Below are 17,953 nucleotides of genomic sequence, written 5' to 3' on the forward strand. Positions count from 1 at the left end.
GGGCTGAGAAAGGCACTACGACATGACCGACCCCGTCAGGCTCGCCGTCGTCTACTACTCCTCCACCGGCACCAACGCGGAGGTGGCAAGGGCGCTCACGGAGGCGGCCGAGAAGGCAGGAGCTCAGGTGCGCCTCCGCCGCGTCGCCGAGCTCGCCCCGCAGGCCGCCATCGACTCCAACCCGGCCTGGGCCGCGCACCACGCCGCGAGCGCCGACATCGCCGTGGCCGCGCCCGAGGACGTCGAGTGGGCGGACGCCGTGATCTTCGGCGGGCCCACCCGCTTCGGCAACATCCCCTCCCAGCTGAAGCAGTTCATCGACACGCTCGGCGGGCTGTGGGCGCAGGGCAGGCTCGCCGACAAGGTCTACAGCGGCTTCGCGTCCTCCGCGACCCTGCACGGCGGCCAGGAGTCCACGCTGCTCGCGCTGTACAACTCCTTCCACCACTTCGGCGGCATCGTCGTGGCGCCCGGCTACACCGACCCGGCGAAGTTCGCCGACGGCAACCCGTACGGCACCTCGCACGTCGACGCGCAGGGCAGCATCCCGGTGGGCGACGAGACCCGCGAGGCCGCCCGGGTGCAGGCCGAGCGCGTCGTCCGCATCGCCGGGCGGCTCAAGGCCACGGCCGGCGAGTGAACAGCCGTACGCCGCTGCCGCGTTGAGCCGCGGCGGCGCTCCGGCCCGCGAGGGGCCGGCCGGTCGTGGCGACCGGCCGGCCCCTTTCGCGTGCCGCGCGGCGCCCGCCGTGCCTGAGGCGTACCTTCCGGGGTATCCGGCAGGCGAGCCGGCGGAAGGGGCAGCCCGTGAGCGGCATCGGCAGTGCGGTGGGCGCGGGGAGCGCGGACGGCGGCATCCTGCTCCTCGCGGTGCTCGCGGCGCTGGCCGCGGCGGCCATGTTCGCCGCGGCGGTCGTCCTCGCCGTACGGCTGGTGCGGGCGCGCCGCGCGCTGCACAGGGCGGGCCTGCCCGCGGGGCGGCGCTGGGTGTTCTGGGCGGCCCTCGTCTACCTCGTGCTCCCCACCGACCTGCTGCCCGACCCGGTGTACCTGGACGACATCGGGGTGCTGCTGCTCGCGCTGCGCTCCCTGGCCGCCGACGCGCCGTCCGGCGCCGCGGTCCGCGCCGCTGCCGCCGCCCCGGTGCGGGCCCGGCGCACGCCGCGCACCTAGAGCCGCTCCCAGCGGTCGCGCGCACGCGCGGGATGTGCCGATGATCGGACGTGGAGCAGACGACACGGGACGGCCCCCTGTTCGTACGGCCCATGCTGGCCGTCCCCGCGCCGGTCCCCGAGGGCGGCGGATGGGCGTTCGAGGTCAAGTGGGACGGTGTGCGGTGCGTGGCCGGCGCGCCGGGCGACGGCACGCTCCGGCTCGCCGCGCGCACCGGCACCGACATCACGGAGCGCTATCCCGAACTGGCGCCCCTCGGCGCGCTGCTCGGCCGCAGGACCGCCGTGCTCGACGGCGAGATCGTCGTGCCCGACGCGTCGGGAGTCCCGGACTTCGGCCTGCTCCAGCGGCGGATGGGCGTCACCGACCCGCGCCGCGCCGCCGCGCTCGCCCGCACCCTGCCCGTACGGCTCGTCCTGTTCGACGTGCTGCGCCTCGACGGCAGGCCGCTGCTGCGCGTCCCGTACGAGGAGCGGCGCACGCTCCTCACCGGGCTCGGCCTCGAAGGCCCGCACTGGTCCGTACCCGCCCACCTCGCGGGCCGCGGCCGCGACGCGTGGCGTGCCACCCGCGAGCACGGGTACGAGGGCGTCGTCGCGAAGCGGCTCGACTCCCCGTACGCGCCCGGCGTGCGCTCACCCCACTGGCGCAAGGCACGCCACCTCGTCACGCTCGACGTCGTCATCGGCGGCTGGAACGCGGGCCGCGGCGGCCTCGGCGGGCTGCCGGGATCGGTCCTCGTGGGCGTGGACGAGGGCGCGGGCCTGCGGTACGCGGGCGCCGTGGGCTCCGGGCTCTCCGGCGCGGAACGCGACGAACTCGCCCGCTACTTCCAGGTGCTCGCCCGCTCCGCCTCCCCCTTCGCGGGACCGGTGGACGTGCCGGCGCCGCACTGGGTGGAGCCCCGGCTCGTCGCCGAGATCACCTTCTCCGGCTGGACCGCTTCCGGGCTCGTGCGCCAGCCGGTCTGGCACCGGCTGCGGCCCGACCTCACCCGGCTCGGCTGACCCGGCGGGTTTCGATCCGCGATTCGGGGTGACGCGGTGGGTGACAGCACCTCTCCGACACAGGTCAGGACGTGAGCGGCATGAGCGGCAACGAGAAGTCGCAGGCCAAGGGCGAGCAGGCCAAGGGCAAGGCCAAGGAGGCCATGGGCCGCATGGTCGGCAACGAGCGGATGACGGCCGAGGGGCGCGCGGAGAAGACCAAGGGCGACGCACGCCAGGCCAAGGAGAAGGGCAAGGACGTCTTCAAGGACTGACTCCGCCGGAGCGTACGGCCTCAGCGGCCCGCCCCGAGGACCGGCAGGGGACCGTACGTCCCCTCTCCGGTGACATGGCTCGGCGCCCGCCTTCGTGGCGGGCGCCGAGCCATGTCGCGGCCCGTGCCGCCGCCGCGGGCGGGCCACCCGGTGACGCAGCTCACCAACTGCCGCGGGCCAAGGGGCGCATGGCATCCCCCGGGGCGGGGCACCCGGCGCATCGAACGCTTCGCCCGCCACCTCTTCTGCCTCGGAGACCACCGTGCTGATGGCCCACCCCGCGATCCTGCGCAACCTCGTCGAGCAGTACCAGACCCTCCGCGCACTGCACGCGGAGAAGGGCACCGCGGAGTCCCGCAGGCGCCTTGAGGACGTCACCTACACCCTGTGCGTCTCCACCGGCACCCGTACCCCCGAGGAGGCCCTGGTCGTCGCCCACCGGCGCCTCGCCCAGGAGCTCGCGGAGGCCGCGGGCCCGGCGGCGGCCGCCGAGCCCGCGGCCTGACCGCCCTGCGGACCGGCCGGGGCGGCGGGCACGGCCCGCGACGGCCAGGAGGGGACGTCAGTTGAGGGTGTCCGGGTCGGGGCCCGTGCGCAGGCCCCGGTCGAGGGCCGCGAGCGCGTCGAGTTCGGTGGGCGACAGCTCGAAGCCGAAGACGTCCAGGTTCTGCCGGATGCGCTCGGGCGTCACGGACTTGGGGATGACGACGTTCCCCAGCTGGAGGTGCCAGCGCAGCACGACCTGGGCGGGCGTCCTGCCGTGGCGCTCTGCGATCCGGGTGACCGCCTCCTCCCCGAGGAGTGCGCCCTGTGCGAGCGGGCTCCACGCCTCGGTGGCGATCCCGTGCGCGGCGTGGAAGGCCCGCAACTCGCGCTGCTGGAGCCCCGGATGGAGCTCGATCTGGTTGACCGCGGGCACGGTGCCCGAGCCGCTGATCAGCCGGTCGAGGTGCGCGGGCTGGAAGTTGGAGACGCCGATCGCGCGCACCCGGCCGTCGGCGAGCAGCTTCTCGAACGCCCGCCAGGTGTCCTGGTAGGCGTCCTTGGCCGGGGCGGGCCAGTGGATCAGGTACAGGTCGGCGTAGTCGAGGCCGAGCTTCTCCAGCGAGGCGTCGTACGCGGCGAGCGCGGCGTCGTGGCCCTGGTCGGCGTTCCACAGCTTGGTGGTGACGAACAGGTCCTCGCGGGCGATGCCCGAGGCGGCGACGGCGCGGCCCACGCCGCGCTCGTTGCCGTAGACGGCCGCGGTGTCGATGCTGCGGTAGCCGGCCCGGAGCGCGGCGGTGACCGCTGCGTCGGTCTCGTCGTCCGGCACCTGGAAGACGCCGAAGCCGAGCTGCGGCATCGTGACGCCGTTGTTGAGGGTGATCGAGGGGATGTCCGTGGACACGTGTGCTCCTTCGGGGAGAGAGGAAACGGGGGAGTGGGGGGCGGGGGCCCTTCGGCCCTGCGGGGCCGTGGCTCCTCGGGTCCCGCGCGCTGGGAGCTCGCGGCGGCCCGCGGGTCAGCCGGCCGCGCGGGCCGGGGCCCGGTCCCGCCGGCCGGCCGCCGGGTCCTGGGCGGTGGCAGGGTGGTCCTCCGCGGCCGGCCGGGCGCCGGGCCCCCGCCCGGCGGGGCGGCGTTCGATGAGCGCCGACACCACGGCGAGCACCAGCGCGGCGGCCGCGAGTGCGGCGCCGACCCGGTTCGGGGCGGTGTAGCCCGCGCCCGCCGAGATGACGAGCCCGCCGAGCCACGCGGACAGCGCGTTGCCCGCGTTGAAGGCGCCGATGTTCACGGCGGACGCCAGGGTCGGCGCGCCGTGGGCGTGGTCCAGCACCCGCTTCTGGAGCGGCGGCACGGTGGCGAAGCCGAGCGCACCGATCAGGAACACCGCGACGGCGGACGCGGTCTTGTCGTGGGCGCCCACCGTGAACAGGGCGAGCACCACGGCGAGTCCGCCGAGCGCCGTGTACAGCATCGGCATCAGCCTGCGGTCGGCGAACCGGCCGCCGACGAGGTTGCCCACGACCATGCCGAGCCCGAACAGGACCAGCAGCCAGGTCACGGACGACTCGGCGTACCCGGCGACGCGGGTCATCATCGGCGCGATGTAGGTCACGGCCGCGAAGACCCCGCCGAAGCCGAGGACGGTCATCGCCATGGCGAGCAGCACCTGCACGTTCCCGAAGGCGGCGACCTCGTGCCGCAGCCGCACGCCGGCGGGCTTCGGCACGTCGGGCACGAGCTTCGCGATGCCCGCGAGGCCCACCACGCCGAGCGCGGCGACGATCAGGAAGGTGACGCGCCAGCCGGCGTGCTGGCCCACGAGGGTGCCGAGCGGCACGCCGACGACATTGGCGACGGTGAGCCCGGTGAACATCATCGAGATGGCGCCCGCCTTCTTCTCGGGGGCCACCAGCTCCGCCGCGACCACGGAGCCGATGCCGAAGAACGCGCCGTGTGCGAGCGACGCCACGACCCGGCCCGCGACCATCAGGCCGAAGGACGGTGCCAGGGCCGAGAGCAGATTGCCCGCGACGAACAGCACCATCAGCAGCATCAGCATCCGGCGGCGGGAGATCCTCGTGCCGAGGACCGTCATCAGCGGCGCGCCCAGCATCACGCCGAGCGCGTAGCCGGTGACGAGGAAGCCGGCGGTCGGCACGGACACGCCGAAGTCGCCCGCGATGTCGGGGAGCAGCCCCATGACGACGAATTCGGTGGTGCCGATCCCGAAGGCCCCGATGGCGAGGGCCAGGAGCGCGAGAGGCATGGCGGACCTTTCTCCGGCGTGAGCGTCTTACGTGCGTTGACAATAATTGCGCACGCTGGCTAATGCAAACGCGGAGTAGCCGTGCCCGCCGACAGTGCGTGGGCGTCGGCAATACGGGGTCCCGACGCCTCCGCGGCGGCTTGACGTGCCTCCATCCAGATGTCCGAATCCCGCTCGCCGGGACGCGTGGGCGGAGTCACACTGGACGGCATGGCGCATACGGCGATGGACGAGGACACCCGGTACGAGGCGGTCACGGGCCGCGACGCGCGGTTCGACGGCGTGTTCTTCTTCGCCGTGGAGACCACCGGCATCTACTGCCGCCCGAGCTGCCCCGCCGTCACCCCCAAGCGGCGCAACGTGCGGTTCTTCCCTACGGCCGCGGCCGCCCAGGCCGGCGGCTTCCGCGCCTGCCGCAGATGCAGACCCGACGCCGTGCCGGGGTCGGCCGAGTGGAACGTGCGCGCCGACGTCGTCGGCCGCGCCATGCGCATGATCGGCGACGGCGTGGTGGACCGCGAGGGCGTCCCCGGGCTCGCGGACCGGCTCGGCTACAGCACCCGCCAGGTGCAGCGCCAGCTCACCGCCGAGCTGGGCGCTGGGCCCATCGCGCTCGCCCGCGCCCAGCGCGCGCACACCGCGCGGATCCTGCTCCAGACCACGGGCCTGCCGGTCACCCAGATCGCGTTCGCCGCGGGCTTCGCCAGCGTGCGCCAGTTCAACGACACCGTCCGGCAGATCTACGCCCGCACCCCGAGCGAGCTGCGCGCCGACGCGGGCACCGGCACCCCGCGGACCGGGGCGGGCGCGGGCATCCCGCTGCGCCTCGCCCACCGCGGCCCCTACGCCGCCCGCGCCCTCTTCGACCTGCTGGCCCGCGAGGCGCTGCCCGGCGTCGAGGAGGTCGCGGGAGCGCCGGGCTCGCGCACGTACCGCCGCACGCTGCGGCTGCCGCACGGGCCCGCCACGGCCGCTGTCGAGGAGCGGCGCGAGGCGGGGCGGCACGGGGCGCCGGGCCCTTCAGGCTGGCTCGAAGCCCGCATCCACCTCGCCGACCTGCGCGACCTCACCACCGCCGTGCAGCGGCTGCGCCGCCTGTTCGACCTGGACGCCGATCCGTACGCGGTGGACGGCCGGCTCGCCGCCGACCCGAGGCTCGCGGCCGCGGTCGCCGCGACGCCCGGGCTGCGCTCGCCGGGAGCCGCCGACCCCGAGGAGTACGCGCTGCGCGCCGTGCTGGGGCCCGAGGCGGCGGCCGCGGCCGTGCTGGCACACCGCGAGGACGTGCCCGCGCCCGGCGGCGGGCCCGCCCGCCTCTTCCCGACGGCCGCGGCGCTGCGCGCCCACCCGCCGGCAGGACCGCTCGCGACGGCCCTCGCCGACGGCACCGTACGGCTCGACCCCGGCGCCGACCGCGACGAGACGGAGCGCGCGCTGCGCGCGGTGCCAGGGGTGGACGCGCACACGGCGGCGCTCATCCGGATGCGGGCGCTCGGCGATCCCGACGTGTGGCCCGCGGAGCCCGAGGCGGACCGGGCGCACGAGGCGTGGCGGCCCTGGCGGTCGTACGCGGCACACCACACCGGCCTGGTGTGACCCGCACCGGGACCGCGGTCCCGGCCTCGCACAGCGGCACGCGGTGCGCGTCCCGTGCACCGGTCCGCACCCCCGGGCCCGGCGCCGCATGACGTTCCGTCAGGAGGCGGCGCGAGCCGCGCCCGTGGTGTACACCTGCCGTCCGGCGAACCAGGTCTGGAGCACCTGCGTCGCATGGACCTCCTGCACCGGGATGTCGAACAGCGGCCGGTCCAGGACGATGAAGTCGGCGGAGAGGCCGGGCCTGATCCGGCCCGTCTCGTGGGAGAGGCCCATCGCCTCCGCGGCGTCCACGGTGTGCGCGGCCAGCGCGGTCGCCAGGTCCACGGCCTGTTCCGGCGCGAGGCTGCCGGGGAACAGCGGGTCGGGGCTGCGGCGCGTCACCATCGTCTCGATGCTCAGCCACGGGTCGGGCAGCGCCGCCCCCACCGGCCAGTCCGAGCCCGCCGCGATGCTCGTGCCCGCCTCGTGCAGCTCCCGCAGCGGCCAGACGCGCTCCATGGAGCGGTCCCCGACCTGCCCGAACACACCGTTCATCGGGTTCGGGAACCACAGCACGGGCGACGCGTCGGCCACTACGTCCAGCTCCCGGAAGCGCGGCACGTCGTCCGGGTGCACGGACTCCGGGTGCGCGAGGTGGAACACCGGCCCCGCGCCGTGCCGTTCGCGCATCAGCCGGACGGCGTCAAGCGCCTGGCGCACCGTGCCGTCCGCCGTCGCGTGCAGCTTGACGTGCAGCCCGCGCTCCACCGCCGCCTCCAGCAGCAGCGCCAACTCCTCGTCCGTGAAGAGGCTTTCGCCGGTGAAGCCATTGAGCACCGCCTGCACGAAGTCCGGCCGCACATGCGGCGAACGGCGCAGCGGCGCGCTGTCGAACAGCTCCGTGCCCACGGGCCCCGACTCGACGAACTCCCGCGCGGGCATCGACGCCACGACCCACGCGGACAGCTCGCCCGCCCGGTCGAGCTCGGTGAGCACGTCGAGCCACGCGCCCATCGTCGCCGCGTCCTGGGTCGCCGTCACCCCGACCGAGTTGAGGATCTGCACCGCCGTGCGGGCGGAGCGCAGGTCGCGGCCGCGCGGGTCGGCCACCGCGCGCCGCGCGGCCAGCTCGGCGTCCGTGGCGGGCGCGCCGAGCAGCAGCCCCACCGCGCGTCCCGCCGCGTCCCGCACGTACCTGCCACCCGGCGGGTCGGGGGTGGAGTCGCCGACGCCGAGGATCTCCAGCGCCCGCGAGTTGACCCACCGGTTGTGCAGCGAGTCGTCCCGCAGCATCACCGGGCGCCCCTCGGCCACCTCGTCGAGCGCCGCCAGCACGGCGGTGCTGCCCACGGCCTGGAACACCGGGCCGACCACTGTGCCCCCGACGACCCACTCGCCCGGTCCCAGCGTCCGCGTCAGGTCGCGCACGGCGCCGAGGATCTCCGTCACACCGGACGCGGGCGGCAGCGTGAGCTCCCACGCCGCCGCCTGCCCGCCGGGCCCGAGGTGCGTGTGCACGTCGACCAGGCCGGGCAGGACCATGCGGCCCCCGGCGTCCACGACCCGGGTGCCGGGGCCCACGAGCCGCTCGATGTCCCAGTCCGTGCCGACCGCCACCACCCGGCCGTCCCGCGCCGCGAACGCCGACGCGCGGGGCCGCTCGGCGTCGAGTGTGCGGACGTCCGCGTCCCGCACCACGAGGTCGATGCGGTGGTCCGTGTCCCGGGGCGGGGAGGCGGTGGCTTCGGGCATGGCGATCCCTCGGTTCTGCGCGAAGGCGGCACGGCTGACACTTGTCCTCTCCGGCGAGCGTAGGACAGCGCGGGGCGGCGCGCGTGTCGTGCGCGTGCCCCGCCCGGCAGGCGGCGCGCGGCGCGTCCCCGCGCGCTGCGCCGCTCACCGCGCGACGAGCACCACGAGCCACGCGGCGACCGCGAGCAGGCACGCGTACAGCTCCACGAGCAGCGGCAGGCCGGGGCCGCGCAGCACCGCACGCGTGGCGCCCCAGCCGTTGCCGTGCCCGCCGAGGCGGTGCCGCTCCGCCCCGTACACACCGCCCACGAAACCGACGACACCGCCCACCACGGGCAGCACGAAGAACCCGGCGACCGCCCACGCGCCGCCCACCGCGAGCGTTCTGCGGGGCGCGCCCGCGCGGCCGGGACGGCGCGACGGCAGCAGCGGGCGCAGCGCCTGGTTCACCAGCAGCAGCGCCGTCGCCGCCATCAGCACCACCCACGCCGCCCGCGAGACGTCCGACAGCGCCCACCACAGCACCGCGGCCCACACGATCGCCTGGCCGGGGACGCCGGGGGTGAGCACCCCGACCAGACCGAGCAGCATCACCAGACCGACCAGGACCAGCTGCCACACGTCCATGCACCCAGCGTGCAGGAAGCGGAGCGTTCCCGCAGATCAGCGGCCCGGACCCGGCCGCACACCGCCCCGGGGCGCGTCCCGCGCCACCCAGCCGCGCTCGTACGCGTGCCAGCCGAGCTGGAGCCTGGTGGTGACCCCGCTCATCTCCATGAGGCCCTTCACCCTGCGCTGCACGGTCCGCAGCCCCAGGTCGAGCTGCTTGGCCACACTGGCGTCCGTCATCCCGGCCAGCAGCAGCGAGAGGACCCGCAGGTCCGTCGCGTCGGGCTCGGCCCGCCCGGCGGACCGTACGGACCCCCGGGTGTCGAGGGCCAGCGGCATCGACTCCCGCCACACCGCGTCGAACAGCGCGTACAGCGACTCCAGCACGCCGCTCGCGTGCACGACGAGCGCGGTCGGCTCGGTGTCGGCGCCGGTCAGCGGCACCATCGCGAGAGCCCGGTCCGCGATCACCAGCTTCGTCGGGACCCGGTCGGCCACCCGCACCCGCTCCTCCCTGCCCAGCGCCGTCGTCAGCTCCTCGACCCCGCCGGGCGCCGCGAGCACCTCCTGCTCGACGACGACCCGGTAGCGCACACCGCGGGTCGCCGCCTCCTCCTCCGCCGTGTTCTCCTGGCCGGTCACCGCGATCGGCGCGCCGGTGACCAGGGCGCACACCTCCTCCGCCGCGCCGAGCTGCAGCTGCCTGAAGCGGTGGGAGACCGCGCTCGCCCCGGTGACGACCTCCACCAGGTCGTGCACGGCGGCCTCCCCGCTCTCCGCGCGGTACTCCTCGGCCAGCAGCACGGCGGCCAGCTCCGCCTGCTCGAGCTCGTGGCGGTGCTGCGTCAGCAGCGCACCGAGCGCGAGCGCGGGCGGCGCCGCCACCCACCGGCCTGCCCGGGACGACGACTGCGCGGCGAGGCCGTGCCGTTCGAGGCGGCGCAGCGCCGCCTCCATGTCGCGCTCAGGCAGCGCGAGCCGGTGGGCGAGCTCCGCGACCTCCGCGGCGCCGATGGCCACCAGCGCGCGGTACGCGGACTCCTGTCTCTCGTCGAGCCCTATGGCACCCAGCACCCGAAATCCCTCCCCTTGTCCTGGCCCCGTGCTCGCGCACAGTTCTACGCCCCGCCCCGTGGCGGAAAGCGGCCACGGCGTAAAACCGCCGCGCACGGCGTGCCTGTACAGCCGGTAATTCTGCCAAGGTGGGCGGGTCGGAGCAGCAACAGACCACGGTCATATGCCTCTCCGCGTGCGTCTGCCGCGCGTCCTTCCCGTGGGGGGTGGGGGTGCGACGGCGGACTTCGACCGGCCGGCCGCCAAGCGGCGCCGGGGTCGGCGACGGCCCTCGCCGACCCCGTGCGCGTCCGCGCGTCCCGGCCGGTCCTCATTTTTCCCGATGCCCGTTTTCGCACCCGGCGCGCGGTCGAAGATAGGGGCATGGACAACGAGGGGGAGCGTTCCGCTCCGGATGCCGGCGACGACTGGTGGAACCGGCTGTACGACGACACGTCAGCGGACACAGCGGCGGGCGCGCAGGCCGCGCCCGACACGCTCGACGACCGCTTCGCCTCCGCCTCCCGCACCCTGTCCTCGCCGCCCCCGCCCGACGCGCCGCCCCCCGAGGCGTACGGCCCCGCGGCGCGTGACGCGCCCGCGGCGACGCCCCGCCGGGCCCCCGCGGGAGAGGGGCAGCGGGACGCCCGCGACCCGCGTCCCGCGGGAGCCGGCCCGGGCGTCGGCCCGGTGCCCGCCGCGCCCGCGCGTGCGGCCGGGCCGCTCGACGGCGCCCGCAGGCCGCGCGCCTGGTGGGAGCACGCGCCCGGCGCGCCCCGGGAGGCGCCGCCCTGCGCCCCCGCGGACGCCGTGCCGCTGCCGTCACCGGGCTCCGGTGCCCCGGCACCCGAGCCGCCGGAGCCCGACCCCGCGGACGCGGAGGGCCCCGCGCCCGACCGCGCAGGACCCGGTGGCTCCGCGCCCGGCCCGGCGGACTCCGGCGGGGCCGGGGCCGCGCCCCGGGACACACCCGAGCCCGCGGCCGAGCCGGACCCGGCACCCGGGCACGCCGGACCGCGGGACGCCCAGGACGCCGGGGAGCGGGTGCCGCCGCTGCCGCGCCGCCCCGCGCCGCCCGCCGTGGGGCACGGGGCCGCGCCGGTGCCCGCGCGCCCGTGGGATGCGCCCCGGCACGCCCCCGCACCGCAGGACCCGCCCGCAGGCCCCGGCCCCCGCGCGGACACCGCCCTGCCGCCCAGGACACCCGCCGCCGCCCCGCCCCAGGAGCCGCGCCCCTGGATGCCGCCCGCGCCTCCGGAGACCGCGCCGCCTGCACCGACGGCCTCGTACGCGCCGCCCGCGCCCCCCGGGACCGCGCCCGCGCTGACAGCCCCGTACGCGCCGCCCGCGCCGACAGCCGCCCCCGCGCCGACGGCCCCGCCCGGCGTCGGGCATCCCGCGCCCCCGGCGGACACGGCGGCGCCCGCCCGGCCGGGCGCGGGCGCGGGCGCGCCCGCAGCCCCCGCCCCCGCGGGCGGGCCCGCCGCGCCGATCGAGGCGCAGCCGCGGCCGCGGGTGGGGTTCGTGGGGTTCAGGCCGCCGACGTACGACCCCGAGCCCACCGCGCTGCCGCTGGCCTCCTCGGGGACGCTCGACCGGGTGGTGCCCGACACCGTGCTCGACGGGGCCAGGTACGGCACGTACACGCTGCGCGCCGCCTCCGTGCGCGGCGACTCGGCGCGCTACCGCGGCGAGCCCCGCAGGGACGCGCTGCTCACCGCGCGGTTCGGGGCGGGGGCCGACGCCCTCGTCCTGGTCGCCGTCGCGTCCGGCGCGCGCGCCGCCGACGAGGCGCACCGGGCGGCGGCCGACGCCTGCCACTGGATCGGCGAGGCCGTCTGCCGCAGCCACCCCCGGCTCGCCGACGACATAAAGGACGGACGGGCCGACGCCCTCAAGTCGGGGCTGCACCGGCTCACCGACCGCACGTACGGCAGGCTGCGCGCCCGCGCCGCAGAGCGGGACCTCGACCCCGCCGCGTACACCGCGAGCCTGCGCTGCCTGCTGCTCTCCGCCGACCCCCGGGTGCGGCTGCGGGTCTTCTTCGGGGTGGGCACCGGCGGACTCTTCCTGCTCAGGGACCACGAGTGGCGTGACCTCGAACCGGGCCTGCCGACCTCCGCCGCCCGCCCGGCGGCCGCGGACGAGTCAGGACCTGACGAGCCCGAGGCCGCGGGTCCGCTCGCCCCCCGGCCGGGCGACGCCCCCGGCACCCTCGGCCCCGGCGTCCCCACCGCCCGCACACCGCGCGCCGAGGCGGCGGCCCCGGCGCCCGACCAGCCGTTCCGCTTCCACGCCGCTACGGCACGCGCGGGCGACACCCTGCTGCTGTGCGGCGACGGGCTCGCCGAGCCGCTGCGGGGCGAGCCGGGGCTCGCGGGCGCGCTCGGCGCGCGCTGGTCCGCGCAGGAGCCGCCCGGCCTGGTGGAGTTCCTCGCCGACGTGCAGCTCAGGACGAAGGGGTACGCGGACGATCGCACGGCTGTCGGCGTCTGGGAGGCGTAACGGCGCAGGCCGTGGGTTTGATGGACGTGCCCCGAGGAAGTCCCCTCCGTGACACCCGTGAGGAAAGGCGCACCGCCATGGCCAAGCAGAACGTCGCCGAGCAGTTCGTCCAGATCCTGGTGAGGGCGGGGGTCGAGCGGATGTACGGAGTCGTCGGCGACAGCCTCAACCCCGTCGTCGACGCGATCCGCCGCACACCGGGACTCGACTGGGTGCACATGCGCCACGAGGAGGCCGCCGCGTTCGCCGCAGGCGCCGAGGCGCAGGTCACGGGGAAGCTCGCGGCGTGCGCCGGATCCTGCGGCCCCGGCAACCTGCACCTGATCAACGGCCTGTACGACGCACACCGCTCGATGGCCCCGGTGCTCGCCCTCGCCTCCCACATCCCGTCGGCGGAGATCGGCACCGGCTACTTCCAGGAGACCCACCCCAGCGCCCTGTTCGAGGAGTGCAGCCACTACAACGAGATGATCTCCAACCCGCGGCAGATGCCCCGGGTCCTGCAGACCGCCATCCAGCACGCCGTCGGCCGCCAGGGCGTCAGCGTGGTCACCCTGCCCGGCGACATCGCCTCGGCCCCCGCCCCCGACCACGCGCCCGAGCACGCCCTGGTCACCGGCAGGCCCACCGTGCGGCCTGGCGAGGCGGAGATCGAGCAGCTGGCCCGCATGGTCGACGCGGCCGACCGCGTCACACTGTTCTGCGGCAGCGGCACCGCGGGCGCGCACGCCGAGGTGATGGAGTTCGCCGAGAAGGTCAAGTCGCCCGTCGGACACGCCCTGCGCGGCAAGGAGTGGATCCAGTACGACAACCCCTTCGACGTGGGGATGAGCGGGCTGCTCGGCTACGGCGCCGCCTACGAGGCCACCCACGAGTGCGACCTGCTGATCCTGCTCGGCACGGACTTCCCGTACAACGCCTTCCTGCCCACGGACGTGAAGATCGTCCAGGTGGACATCAGGCCCGAGCACCTCGGCCGCCGCTCCAAGCTGGACCTCGCCGTCTGGGGCGACGTGCGGGAGACGCTGACGGCGCTGATCCCTCGGGTGCGGGAGAAGCGGAGCCGCCGCTTCCTCGACCGGATGCTGAAGAAGCACGCGGACGCGCTGGAAGGCGTCGTCAAGGCGTACACCCGCAAGGTCGAGAAGCACACCCCGATCCACCCGGAGTACGTGGCGTCCGTGCTGGACGAGGTCGCGGACGACGACGCCGTCTTCACCGTCGACACCGGCATGTGCAACGTCTGGGCGGCCCGCTACCTCACCCCCAACGGACGCCGCAGGGTGATCGGCTCGTTCAGCCACGGATCGATGGCGAACGCCATGCCGCAGGCCATCGGCGCACAGTTCACCGACCGGCGCAGGCAGATCGTGTCCATGTCGGGCGACGGCGGGTTCGCCATGCTGATGGGCGACTTCCTCACCCTGGTCCAGCACGATCTGCCGGTGAAGGTCGTGCTGTTCGACAACGCTGCGCTCGGCATGGTCGAGCTGGAGATGCTGGTCGCGGGGCTGCCGTCGTACGGCACCGCCAACACCAACCCGGACTTCGCCGCGATCGCCACCGCGGCGGGCGCGTACGGTGTGCGCGTCGAGAAGCCCAAGGAGCTGGAGAAGGCGCTCAAGGACGCCTTCCGGCACAAGGGACCCGCTCTCGTCGACATCGTCACCGACCCCAACGCCCTGTCCATCCCGCCGAAGATCAGCGCGGAGATGGTGACGGGCTTCGCCCTGTCCGCGAGCAAGATCGTGCTCGACGGCGGGGTGGGCCGGATGGTGCAGATGGCGCGCGCGAACCTGCGCAACGTGCCGAGGCCGTGACCGAGGGGCGCGGTGTGGGTCGGTGTGTCCCGCGGGCGGGCCCGCGGTGTGTCGCGCGGTTCAGCTGCCGCGGACGAAGCCCGTCGCGATCGCCACGGCGATCACAACGGCCATGGCGATGATCCAGGTGGTGTCCATGCGCAGACCGTAGCCCCCGTCCGGCCGAAAACAAACCCCCGCAGGGGAATCCGGTGGGGGCGCACGGCCCCGGTGACATCGCGGCGCGGCCACCGCCCACGGCACAACGGCGGGCCGGTGTGACGTGACTGCGTCACACCGGCCCGCCGTTGCCTTCGAACGCGGCGGGCGGCCGCCGTCCGGGCGGCGGGCCCGGTCGGGTCAGCCGAACTGCTGCTCCAGATCGGCCAGCTTCCGCTCCAGCGAGTCCAGCCGCGGCAGCGCCTGGGTGTCGTCCTCGGCCGTGAGGTCCACGGTCCGTGCGGCGGCCGCGGGCGCCGCCGTCTCCGCGCTGTTCTTCACGGGCTCCAGCGGAGGCCGCGCGGGCGTCGCCGCGCCCTGTTCCGTGAGGTCGGCTAGAGCAGGCTCCGCGGTCGAGGCGACGGCCTGCTGCTGGCCGCCCGGCGCGCTGAGCGCCGGGACCTGCCGGCCACCGCCGCCGCCCCTCGGCCACGAGCGGTGCTGCCGGTTGAGCGCCTTGATCTGCGCCCTGTCCAGCTTGCCCTGCTCGCGCCTGCGGTACTTGGCCTGCTCCTTCTGCCGCTTGTCGTCGCGCACCTCCTCGACCGCCTCGTCCAGGGTGCGTACCCCTTCGAGCAGCATCAGCGACCAGGCGCCGAACGTCTCGCGGGGGGCGCGCAGCCAGCGCACGATGCGGATCTGCGGCAGCGGGCGCGGGACGAGCCCCTGCTCGCGCAGGGCGGCGCGGCGCGTCTGCTTCAGCGCGCGGTCGAAGAGGATCGCCGCCGAGAGCGACATCCCGGAGAAGAACTGCGGCGCGCCCGCGTGGTCGATGCCGCGCGGCGCGTGCACCCAGTTGAACCAGGCGGCCGCACCGGCGAACAGCCAGACGAGCAGCCGGGAACCGAGCGCCGCGTCACCGTGGCTGGCCTCGCGCACGGCCAGCACGGAGCAGAACATCGCCGCGCCGTCGAGCCCGAACGGCACCAGGTACTCCCAGCCGCCCGACAGGTTCAGGTTCTCCTGGCCGAAGCCCACGAGGCCGTGGAAGGAGAGCGCGGCCGCCACCGCGGCACAGCAGAAGAGGAGGGCGTAGGAGGCGATGCCGTACACCGTCTCCTTGCGCCTGCGGCGCTCCTCGGAGCGCTCCCAGGAGTCCTCGGTGGCGGGCTTGTCGGTGCGCTTGCGCGTGATCAGGGCCACCGCCACCAGGATTCCGACGAGCAGCACGCCGCCGGGGAGCAGCCAGTTCAGCGATATGTCGGTCAGTCGCATGCGGTGTTCCTTGCATCGCAGGAGGAAGTAACGGGCGCCATAGTGGCGTAAACGAGGTGTCCCGAAGGTGTCGTCGGGACAAGTGCACGCCAACGAGGCGTCAAGATACGCATAAAGGCGTGTTCAGTGAGAACTGCCGTTCGGTGACCGGCTGTCATGTTCGATTAATATCACCCTTCGGGGTGGGTTCAGCGCTCGGGATGACGCGCTGTCAGGTGTTCTGACGCGCCGTCAGGAGCCGTCCCCGTGCCGGGAACCGTCAGGCCGAGGCGCGGAGTCTCCGCACCCGCTCGCCGTCACCTGTGCGGGGGCAGGTGACGCACGTGTCGTCAGGACGCAGAGTGTAGAACAGGCAGCAGGTGGTGCGGTCCCGGGTGGGTACCGTACGCCCGTCCGCGGCCGTCAATTGGCGGAAACCCGCGCCCCCCGCGTACGGCGAGGACCCGGCGGGCAGCAGGAGTTCCAGCTCCGCGACGGCGCGCTGCTCCTCGCCGAGCAAATGGCCGATGTACCAGAGGCTCTCGACGATCTCGTCCGACGCCATGCCCCACAGCGCACGCCGGCGCCGCCGCATCCGCGGGCCGAACGCGGCGAGCACCGGGGCGAGATGGTCCGCGACCGCCGCCCGCACCTCGGCGCGCAGGGCCTCCTCGTCCGGGACGACCCGCGCGCCCGGCGCCCCCGCCGCCGGGTCGTCGGGCAGGCACGCGAACTCCCCGGTGCACACGGACATCCGGCCCAGTGTGCGCGGGAACGACACGGCGTCCGCCGGGAGTCGGGGCACTCTGCGCTCAAGGAACCAGGGGAGTGTCACCAACAGGCAGGCGGGCCAGGCATAGCGGTGCAGGGCGAGGCCGGCGAGCACGTCGGGGCGTGCCGCGCGGCCCCCCTCGCGCTCGATCCGCAGGGCGTCCCAGGAGAGGAAGGCGTCGAGCGCCCCGGCGTCGGTCGCGAGCTCCTGCGCGGTCATCCAGCCGCCGCCCGTGCGCGGCGGCCCGCCCGGCGCCCGCACCTCGACGTGGAGGGAGGGGAACACCTCGGTCAGCCGCCGGTAGGTCCCGGCGAAGGACGGCGCGGGGCCTGCGGCCACGGAGGCGGGGGAACGGCGCATGCGGGCAACCACCGAATCGCGATCGTTTCAGGTAAGCCTTACCTTATCCGAACTCCGCGAGGTGGGGGCGCGACCCTCCCTGCGCCTATCGTGCACACCACGACCCCGCGCCGCCACCCGGCGGGCGGCAGCCGGAGGGAGGCGGAGTGGCACAGCGCGACACGCGCGGGAGCGCGGCACCGCGCCCGTACGGCGCCAGGGGCGGCCCCGCCCGCACCCGGGCGGACGGCGACGACGCCGGGCGTACGCACCCGGCGGCCGCCGCCGAGGCGCCCTCGGTGCCCGCGCAGGTGCGGCGCCACTCCGTGCGCGGGCAGGTGCTCGACGCCCTGCGCGCCGCCCTCGCCGAGGGCGAACTCGCGCCGGGCGAGGTCTACTCGGCGCCCGCGCTCGGCCGCAGGCTCGGTGTCTCCGCCACGCCCGTGCGGGAGGCCATGCTCCGGCTCGCGGCCGAGGGCAGTGTGGAGGTCGTCCCCAACCGGGGCTTCCGGGTCGCCGGGCGCGACCCCGCCGCCCTCGCGGAACTCGCCGAGGTGCGCGCCCTCGTGGAGGTGCCCGTACTGCTGCGCCTCGCCCGCCTCGACCCTGCGCCCGACTGGCCGGCGCTGCGGCTCCTCGCCGAGCGGTGCGCCGCGGCCGCCGCGCGGGGCGAGCGCGCCGCGTACGCGGCGGCGGACCGCGCGTTCCACCGGGCCCTGCTCGCACTCGGCGGCAACCGCCAGCTCGTGCTCGTCGCCGACGACCTGCACCGGCGCGCCCAGTGGCCGCCGGCGCCGGGCCCTGCGGCCGGGCGCGCGGCCCTCGTCGCGGACGCCGCCGAGCACACCGCGCTCCTCGACGCGCTCGCCGCCCGCGACCTGCCTGCCGTCGCCGCGGTCCTGCGGGACCACTTCACGGGCGCGCGGGGCTGACCGCAGGGGGCG

At 75.7% G+C, this 17,953-nt stretch carries 16 protein-coding genes; 9 read left to right on the forward strand and 7 right to left on the reverse strand.

Annotation, left to right across the window (positions count from 1 at the left end; translation table 11 throughout):
- Positions 1–22: 22 nt before the first annotated feature.
- From wrbA to AB0910_RS22300, 5 genes are all read left to right on the forward strand, one after another.
- On the forward strand, positions 23–640 hold the full coding sequence (gene wrbA / locus AB0910_RS22280; protein ID WP_366746359.1) for an NAD(P)H:quinone oxidoreductase: 618 nt from the start codon (positions 23–25) through the stop codon (positions 638–640).
- 257 nt (positions 641–897) lie between these two features.
- Positions 898–1,173: a YkvA family protein gene (locus AB0910_RS22285; protein WP_366746386.1), complete on the forward strand. Its 276-nt coding sequence runs from the start codon at positions 898–900 to the stop codon at positions 1,171–1,173.
- A gap of 92 nt (positions 1,174–1,265) precedes the next feature.
- Positions 1,266–2,180 carry a non-homologous end-joining DNA ligase gene (ligD, locus tag AB0910_RS22290; protein ID WP_366746387.1) on the forward strand — a complete coding sequence of 305 codons (915 nt, stop codon included), beginning with the start codon at positions 1,266–1,268 and terminating at the stop codon, positions 2,178–2,180.
- A gap of 80 nt (positions 2,181–2,260) precedes the next feature.
- A complete protein-coding gene (locus tag AB0910_RS22295) occupies positions 2,261–2,434 on the forward strand; it encodes a CsbD family protein (RefSeq protein WP_366746360.1) in 174 nt (57 codons plus the stop codon).
- 262 nt (positions 2,435–2,696) lie between these two features.
- Positions 2,697–2,939, forward strand: coding sequence for a DUF5133 domain-containing protein (locus AB0910_RS22300; protein ID WP_366746361.1), 243 nt, complete (start codon positions 2,697–2,699; stop codon positions 2,937–2,939).
- A gap of 57 nt (positions 2,940–2,996) precedes the next feature.
- On the opposite strand, the gene AB0910_RS22305 is transcribed toward AB0910_RS22300, so the two are convergent.
- Together AB0910_RS22305 and AB0910_RS22310 are read right to left on the reverse strand one after the other, a co-directional pair.
- Entirely contained in the window at positions 2,997–3,779 is a 783-nt protein-coding gene (locus AB0910_RS22305; protein ID WP_366746388.1) for an aldo/keto reductase, read from the reverse strand.
- 159 nt (positions 3,780–3,938) lie between these two features.
- A complete protein-coding gene (locus tag AB0910_RS22310) occupies positions 3,939–5,189 on the reverse strand; it encodes an MFS transporter (RefSeq protein ID WP_366746362.1) in 1,251 nt (416 codons plus the stop codon).
- 225 nt (positions 5,190–5,414) lie between these two features.
- On the opposite strand from AB0910_RS22310, the gene AB0910_RS22315 reads away from it, so the two are divergent.
- On the forward strand, positions 5,415–6,785 hold the full coding sequence (locus AB0910_RS22315) for an AlkA N-terminal domain-containing protein (RefSeq protein WP_366746389.1): 1,371 nt from the start codon (positions 5,415–5,417) through the stop codon (positions 6,783–6,785).
- A gap of 99 nt (positions 6,786–6,884) precedes the next feature.
- Here the strand turns inward: AB0910_RS22315 and AB0910_RS22320 are convergent, their stop codons facing one another.
- The 3 genes from AB0910_RS22320 to AB0910_RS22330 form a co-directional block, all read right to left on the reverse strand.
- Complete coding sequence (locus AB0910_RS22320) at positions 6,885–8,519, reverse strand: amidohydrolase (protein ID WP_366746363.1); 1,635 nt, start codon at positions 8,517–8,519, stop codon at positions 6,885–6,887.
- A gap of 144 nt (positions 8,520–8,663) precedes the next feature.
- Positions 8,664–9,146, reverse strand: a complete 483-nt coding sequence (locus AB0910_RS22325) for a DUF456 domain-containing protein (RefSeq protein ID WP_366746364.1) — start codon at positions 9,144–9,146, stop codon at positions 8,664–8,666.
- A 36-nt stretch (positions 9,147–9,182) separates the two neighbouring features.
- The gene (locus AB0910_RS22330) at positions 9,183–10,202 is read right to left on the reverse strand and encodes a helix-turn-helix domain-containing protein (protein ID WP_366746365.1); all 1,020 of its coding nucleotides are present in this window, start codon (positions 10,200–10,202) and stop codon (positions 9,183–9,185) included.
- A gap of 363 nt (positions 10,203–10,565) precedes the next feature.
- Here AB0910_RS22330 and AB0910_RS22335 point away from each other — a divergent pair, with 363 nt between their 5' ends.
- Together AB0910_RS22335 and AB0910_RS22340 are read left to right on the forward strand one after the other, a co-directional pair.
- Positions 10,566–12,686 carry a protein phosphatase 2C domain-containing protein gene (locus tag AB0910_RS22335; RefSeq protein WP_366746366.1) on the forward strand — a complete coding sequence of 707 codons (2,121 nt, stop codon included), beginning with the start codon at positions 10,566–10,568 and terminating at the stop codon, positions 12,684–12,686.
- Positions 12,687–12,763: 77 nt separating this feature from the next.
- Entirely contained in the window at positions 12,764–14,506 is a 1,743-nt protein-coding gene (locus AB0910_RS22340) for a pyruvate dehydrogenase (protein WP_366746367.1), read from the forward strand.
- 339 nt (positions 14,507–14,845) lie between these two features.
- Here AB0910_RS22340 and AB0910_RS22345 read toward each other — a convergent pair whose 3' ends face one another.
- Both AB0910_RS22345 and AB0910_RS22350 read right to left on the reverse strand, forming a co-directional pair.
- On the reverse strand, positions 14,846–15,919 hold the full coding sequence (locus AB0910_RS22345; protein WP_366746368.1) for a DUF2637 domain-containing protein: 1,074 nt from the start codon (positions 15,917–15,919) through the stop codon (positions 14,846–14,848).
- 259 nt (positions 15,920–16,178) lie between these two features.
- A complete protein-coding gene (locus tag AB0910_RS22350) occupies positions 16,179–17,030 on the reverse strand; it encodes a (2Fe-2S)-binding protein (RefSeq protein ID WP_366746369.1) in 852 nt (283 codons plus the stop codon).
- A 146-nt stretch (positions 17,031–17,176) separates the two neighbouring features.
- Between AB0910_RS22350 and AB0910_RS22355 the strand changes: the two genes are divergently transcribed.
- Complete coding sequence (locus AB0910_RS22355; protein ID WP_366746370.1) at positions 17,177–17,941, forward strand: GntR family transcriptional regulator; 765 nt, start codon at positions 17,177–17,179, stop codon at positions 17,939–17,941.
- Positions 17,942–17,953 lie beyond the last annotated feature (12 nt).

Source organism: Streptomyces sp. NPDC047002 (assembly GCF_040704505.1).
Lineage (GTDB): Bacteria > Actinomycetota > Actinomycetes > Streptomycetales > Streptomycetaceae > Streptomyces.

What these genes read in the sequence shown, in the direction of transcription:
- wrbA (WP_366746359.1), top strand. Translation starts at nt 23, where the DNA reads ATGACCGACCCCGTCAGGCTCGCCGTCGTCTACTACTCCTCCACCGGC.
- AB0910_RS22285 (WP_366746386.1), top strand. Translation starts at nt 898, where the DNA reads ATGTTCGCCGCGGCGGTCGTCCTCGCCGTACGGCTGGTGCGGGCGCGC.
- ligD (WP_366746387.1), top strand. Translation starts at nt 1,266, where the DNA reads ATGCTGGCCGTCCCCGCGCCGGTCCCCGAGGGCGGCGGATGGGCGTTC.
- AB0910_RS22295 (WP_366746360.1), top strand. Translation starts at nt 2,261, where the DNA reads ATGAGCGGCAACGAGAAGTCGCAGGCCAAGGGCGAGCAGGCCAAGGGC.
- AB0910_RS22305 (WP_366746388.1), bottom strand. Translation starts at nt 3,779, where the DNA reads ATGCCGCAGCTCGGCTTCGGCGTCTTCCAGGTGCCGGACGACGAGACC.
- AB0910_RS22310 (WP_366746362.1), bottom strand. Translation starts at nt 5,189, where the DNA reads ATGCCTCTCGCGCTCCTGGCCCTCGCCATCGGGGCCTTCGGGATCGGC.
- AB0910_RS22315 (WP_366746389.1), top strand. Translation starts at nt 5,415, where the DNA reads ATGGACGAGGACACCCGGTACGAGGCGGTCACGGGCCGCGACGCGCGG.
- AB0910_RS22320 (WP_366746363.1), bottom strand. Translation starts at nt 8,519, where the DNA reads ATGCCCGAAGCCACCGCCTCCCCGCCCCGGGACACGGACCACCGCATC.
- AB0910_RS22325 (WP_366746364.1), bottom strand. Translation starts at nt 9,146, where the DNA reads ATGGACGTGTGGCAGCTGGTCCTGGTCGGTCTGGTGATGCTGCTCGGT.
- AB0910_RS22335 (WP_366746366.1), top strand. Translation starts at nt 10,566, where the DNA reads ATGGACAACGAGGGGGAGCGTTCCGCTCCGGATGCCGGCGACGACTGG.
- AB0910_RS22340 (WP_366746367.1), top strand. Translation starts at nt 12,764, where the DNA reads ATGGCCAAGCAGAACGTCGCCGAGCAGTTCGTCCAGATCCTGGTGAGG.
- AB0910_RS22345 (WP_366746368.1), bottom strand. Translation starts at nt 15,919, where the DNA reads ATGCGACTGACCGACATATCGCTGAACTGGCTGCTCCCCGGCGGCGTG.
- AB0910_RS22350 (WP_366746369.1), bottom strand. Translation starts at nt 17,030, where the DNA reads ATGCGCCGTTCCCCCGCCTCCGTGGCCGCAGGCCCCGCGCCGTCCTTC.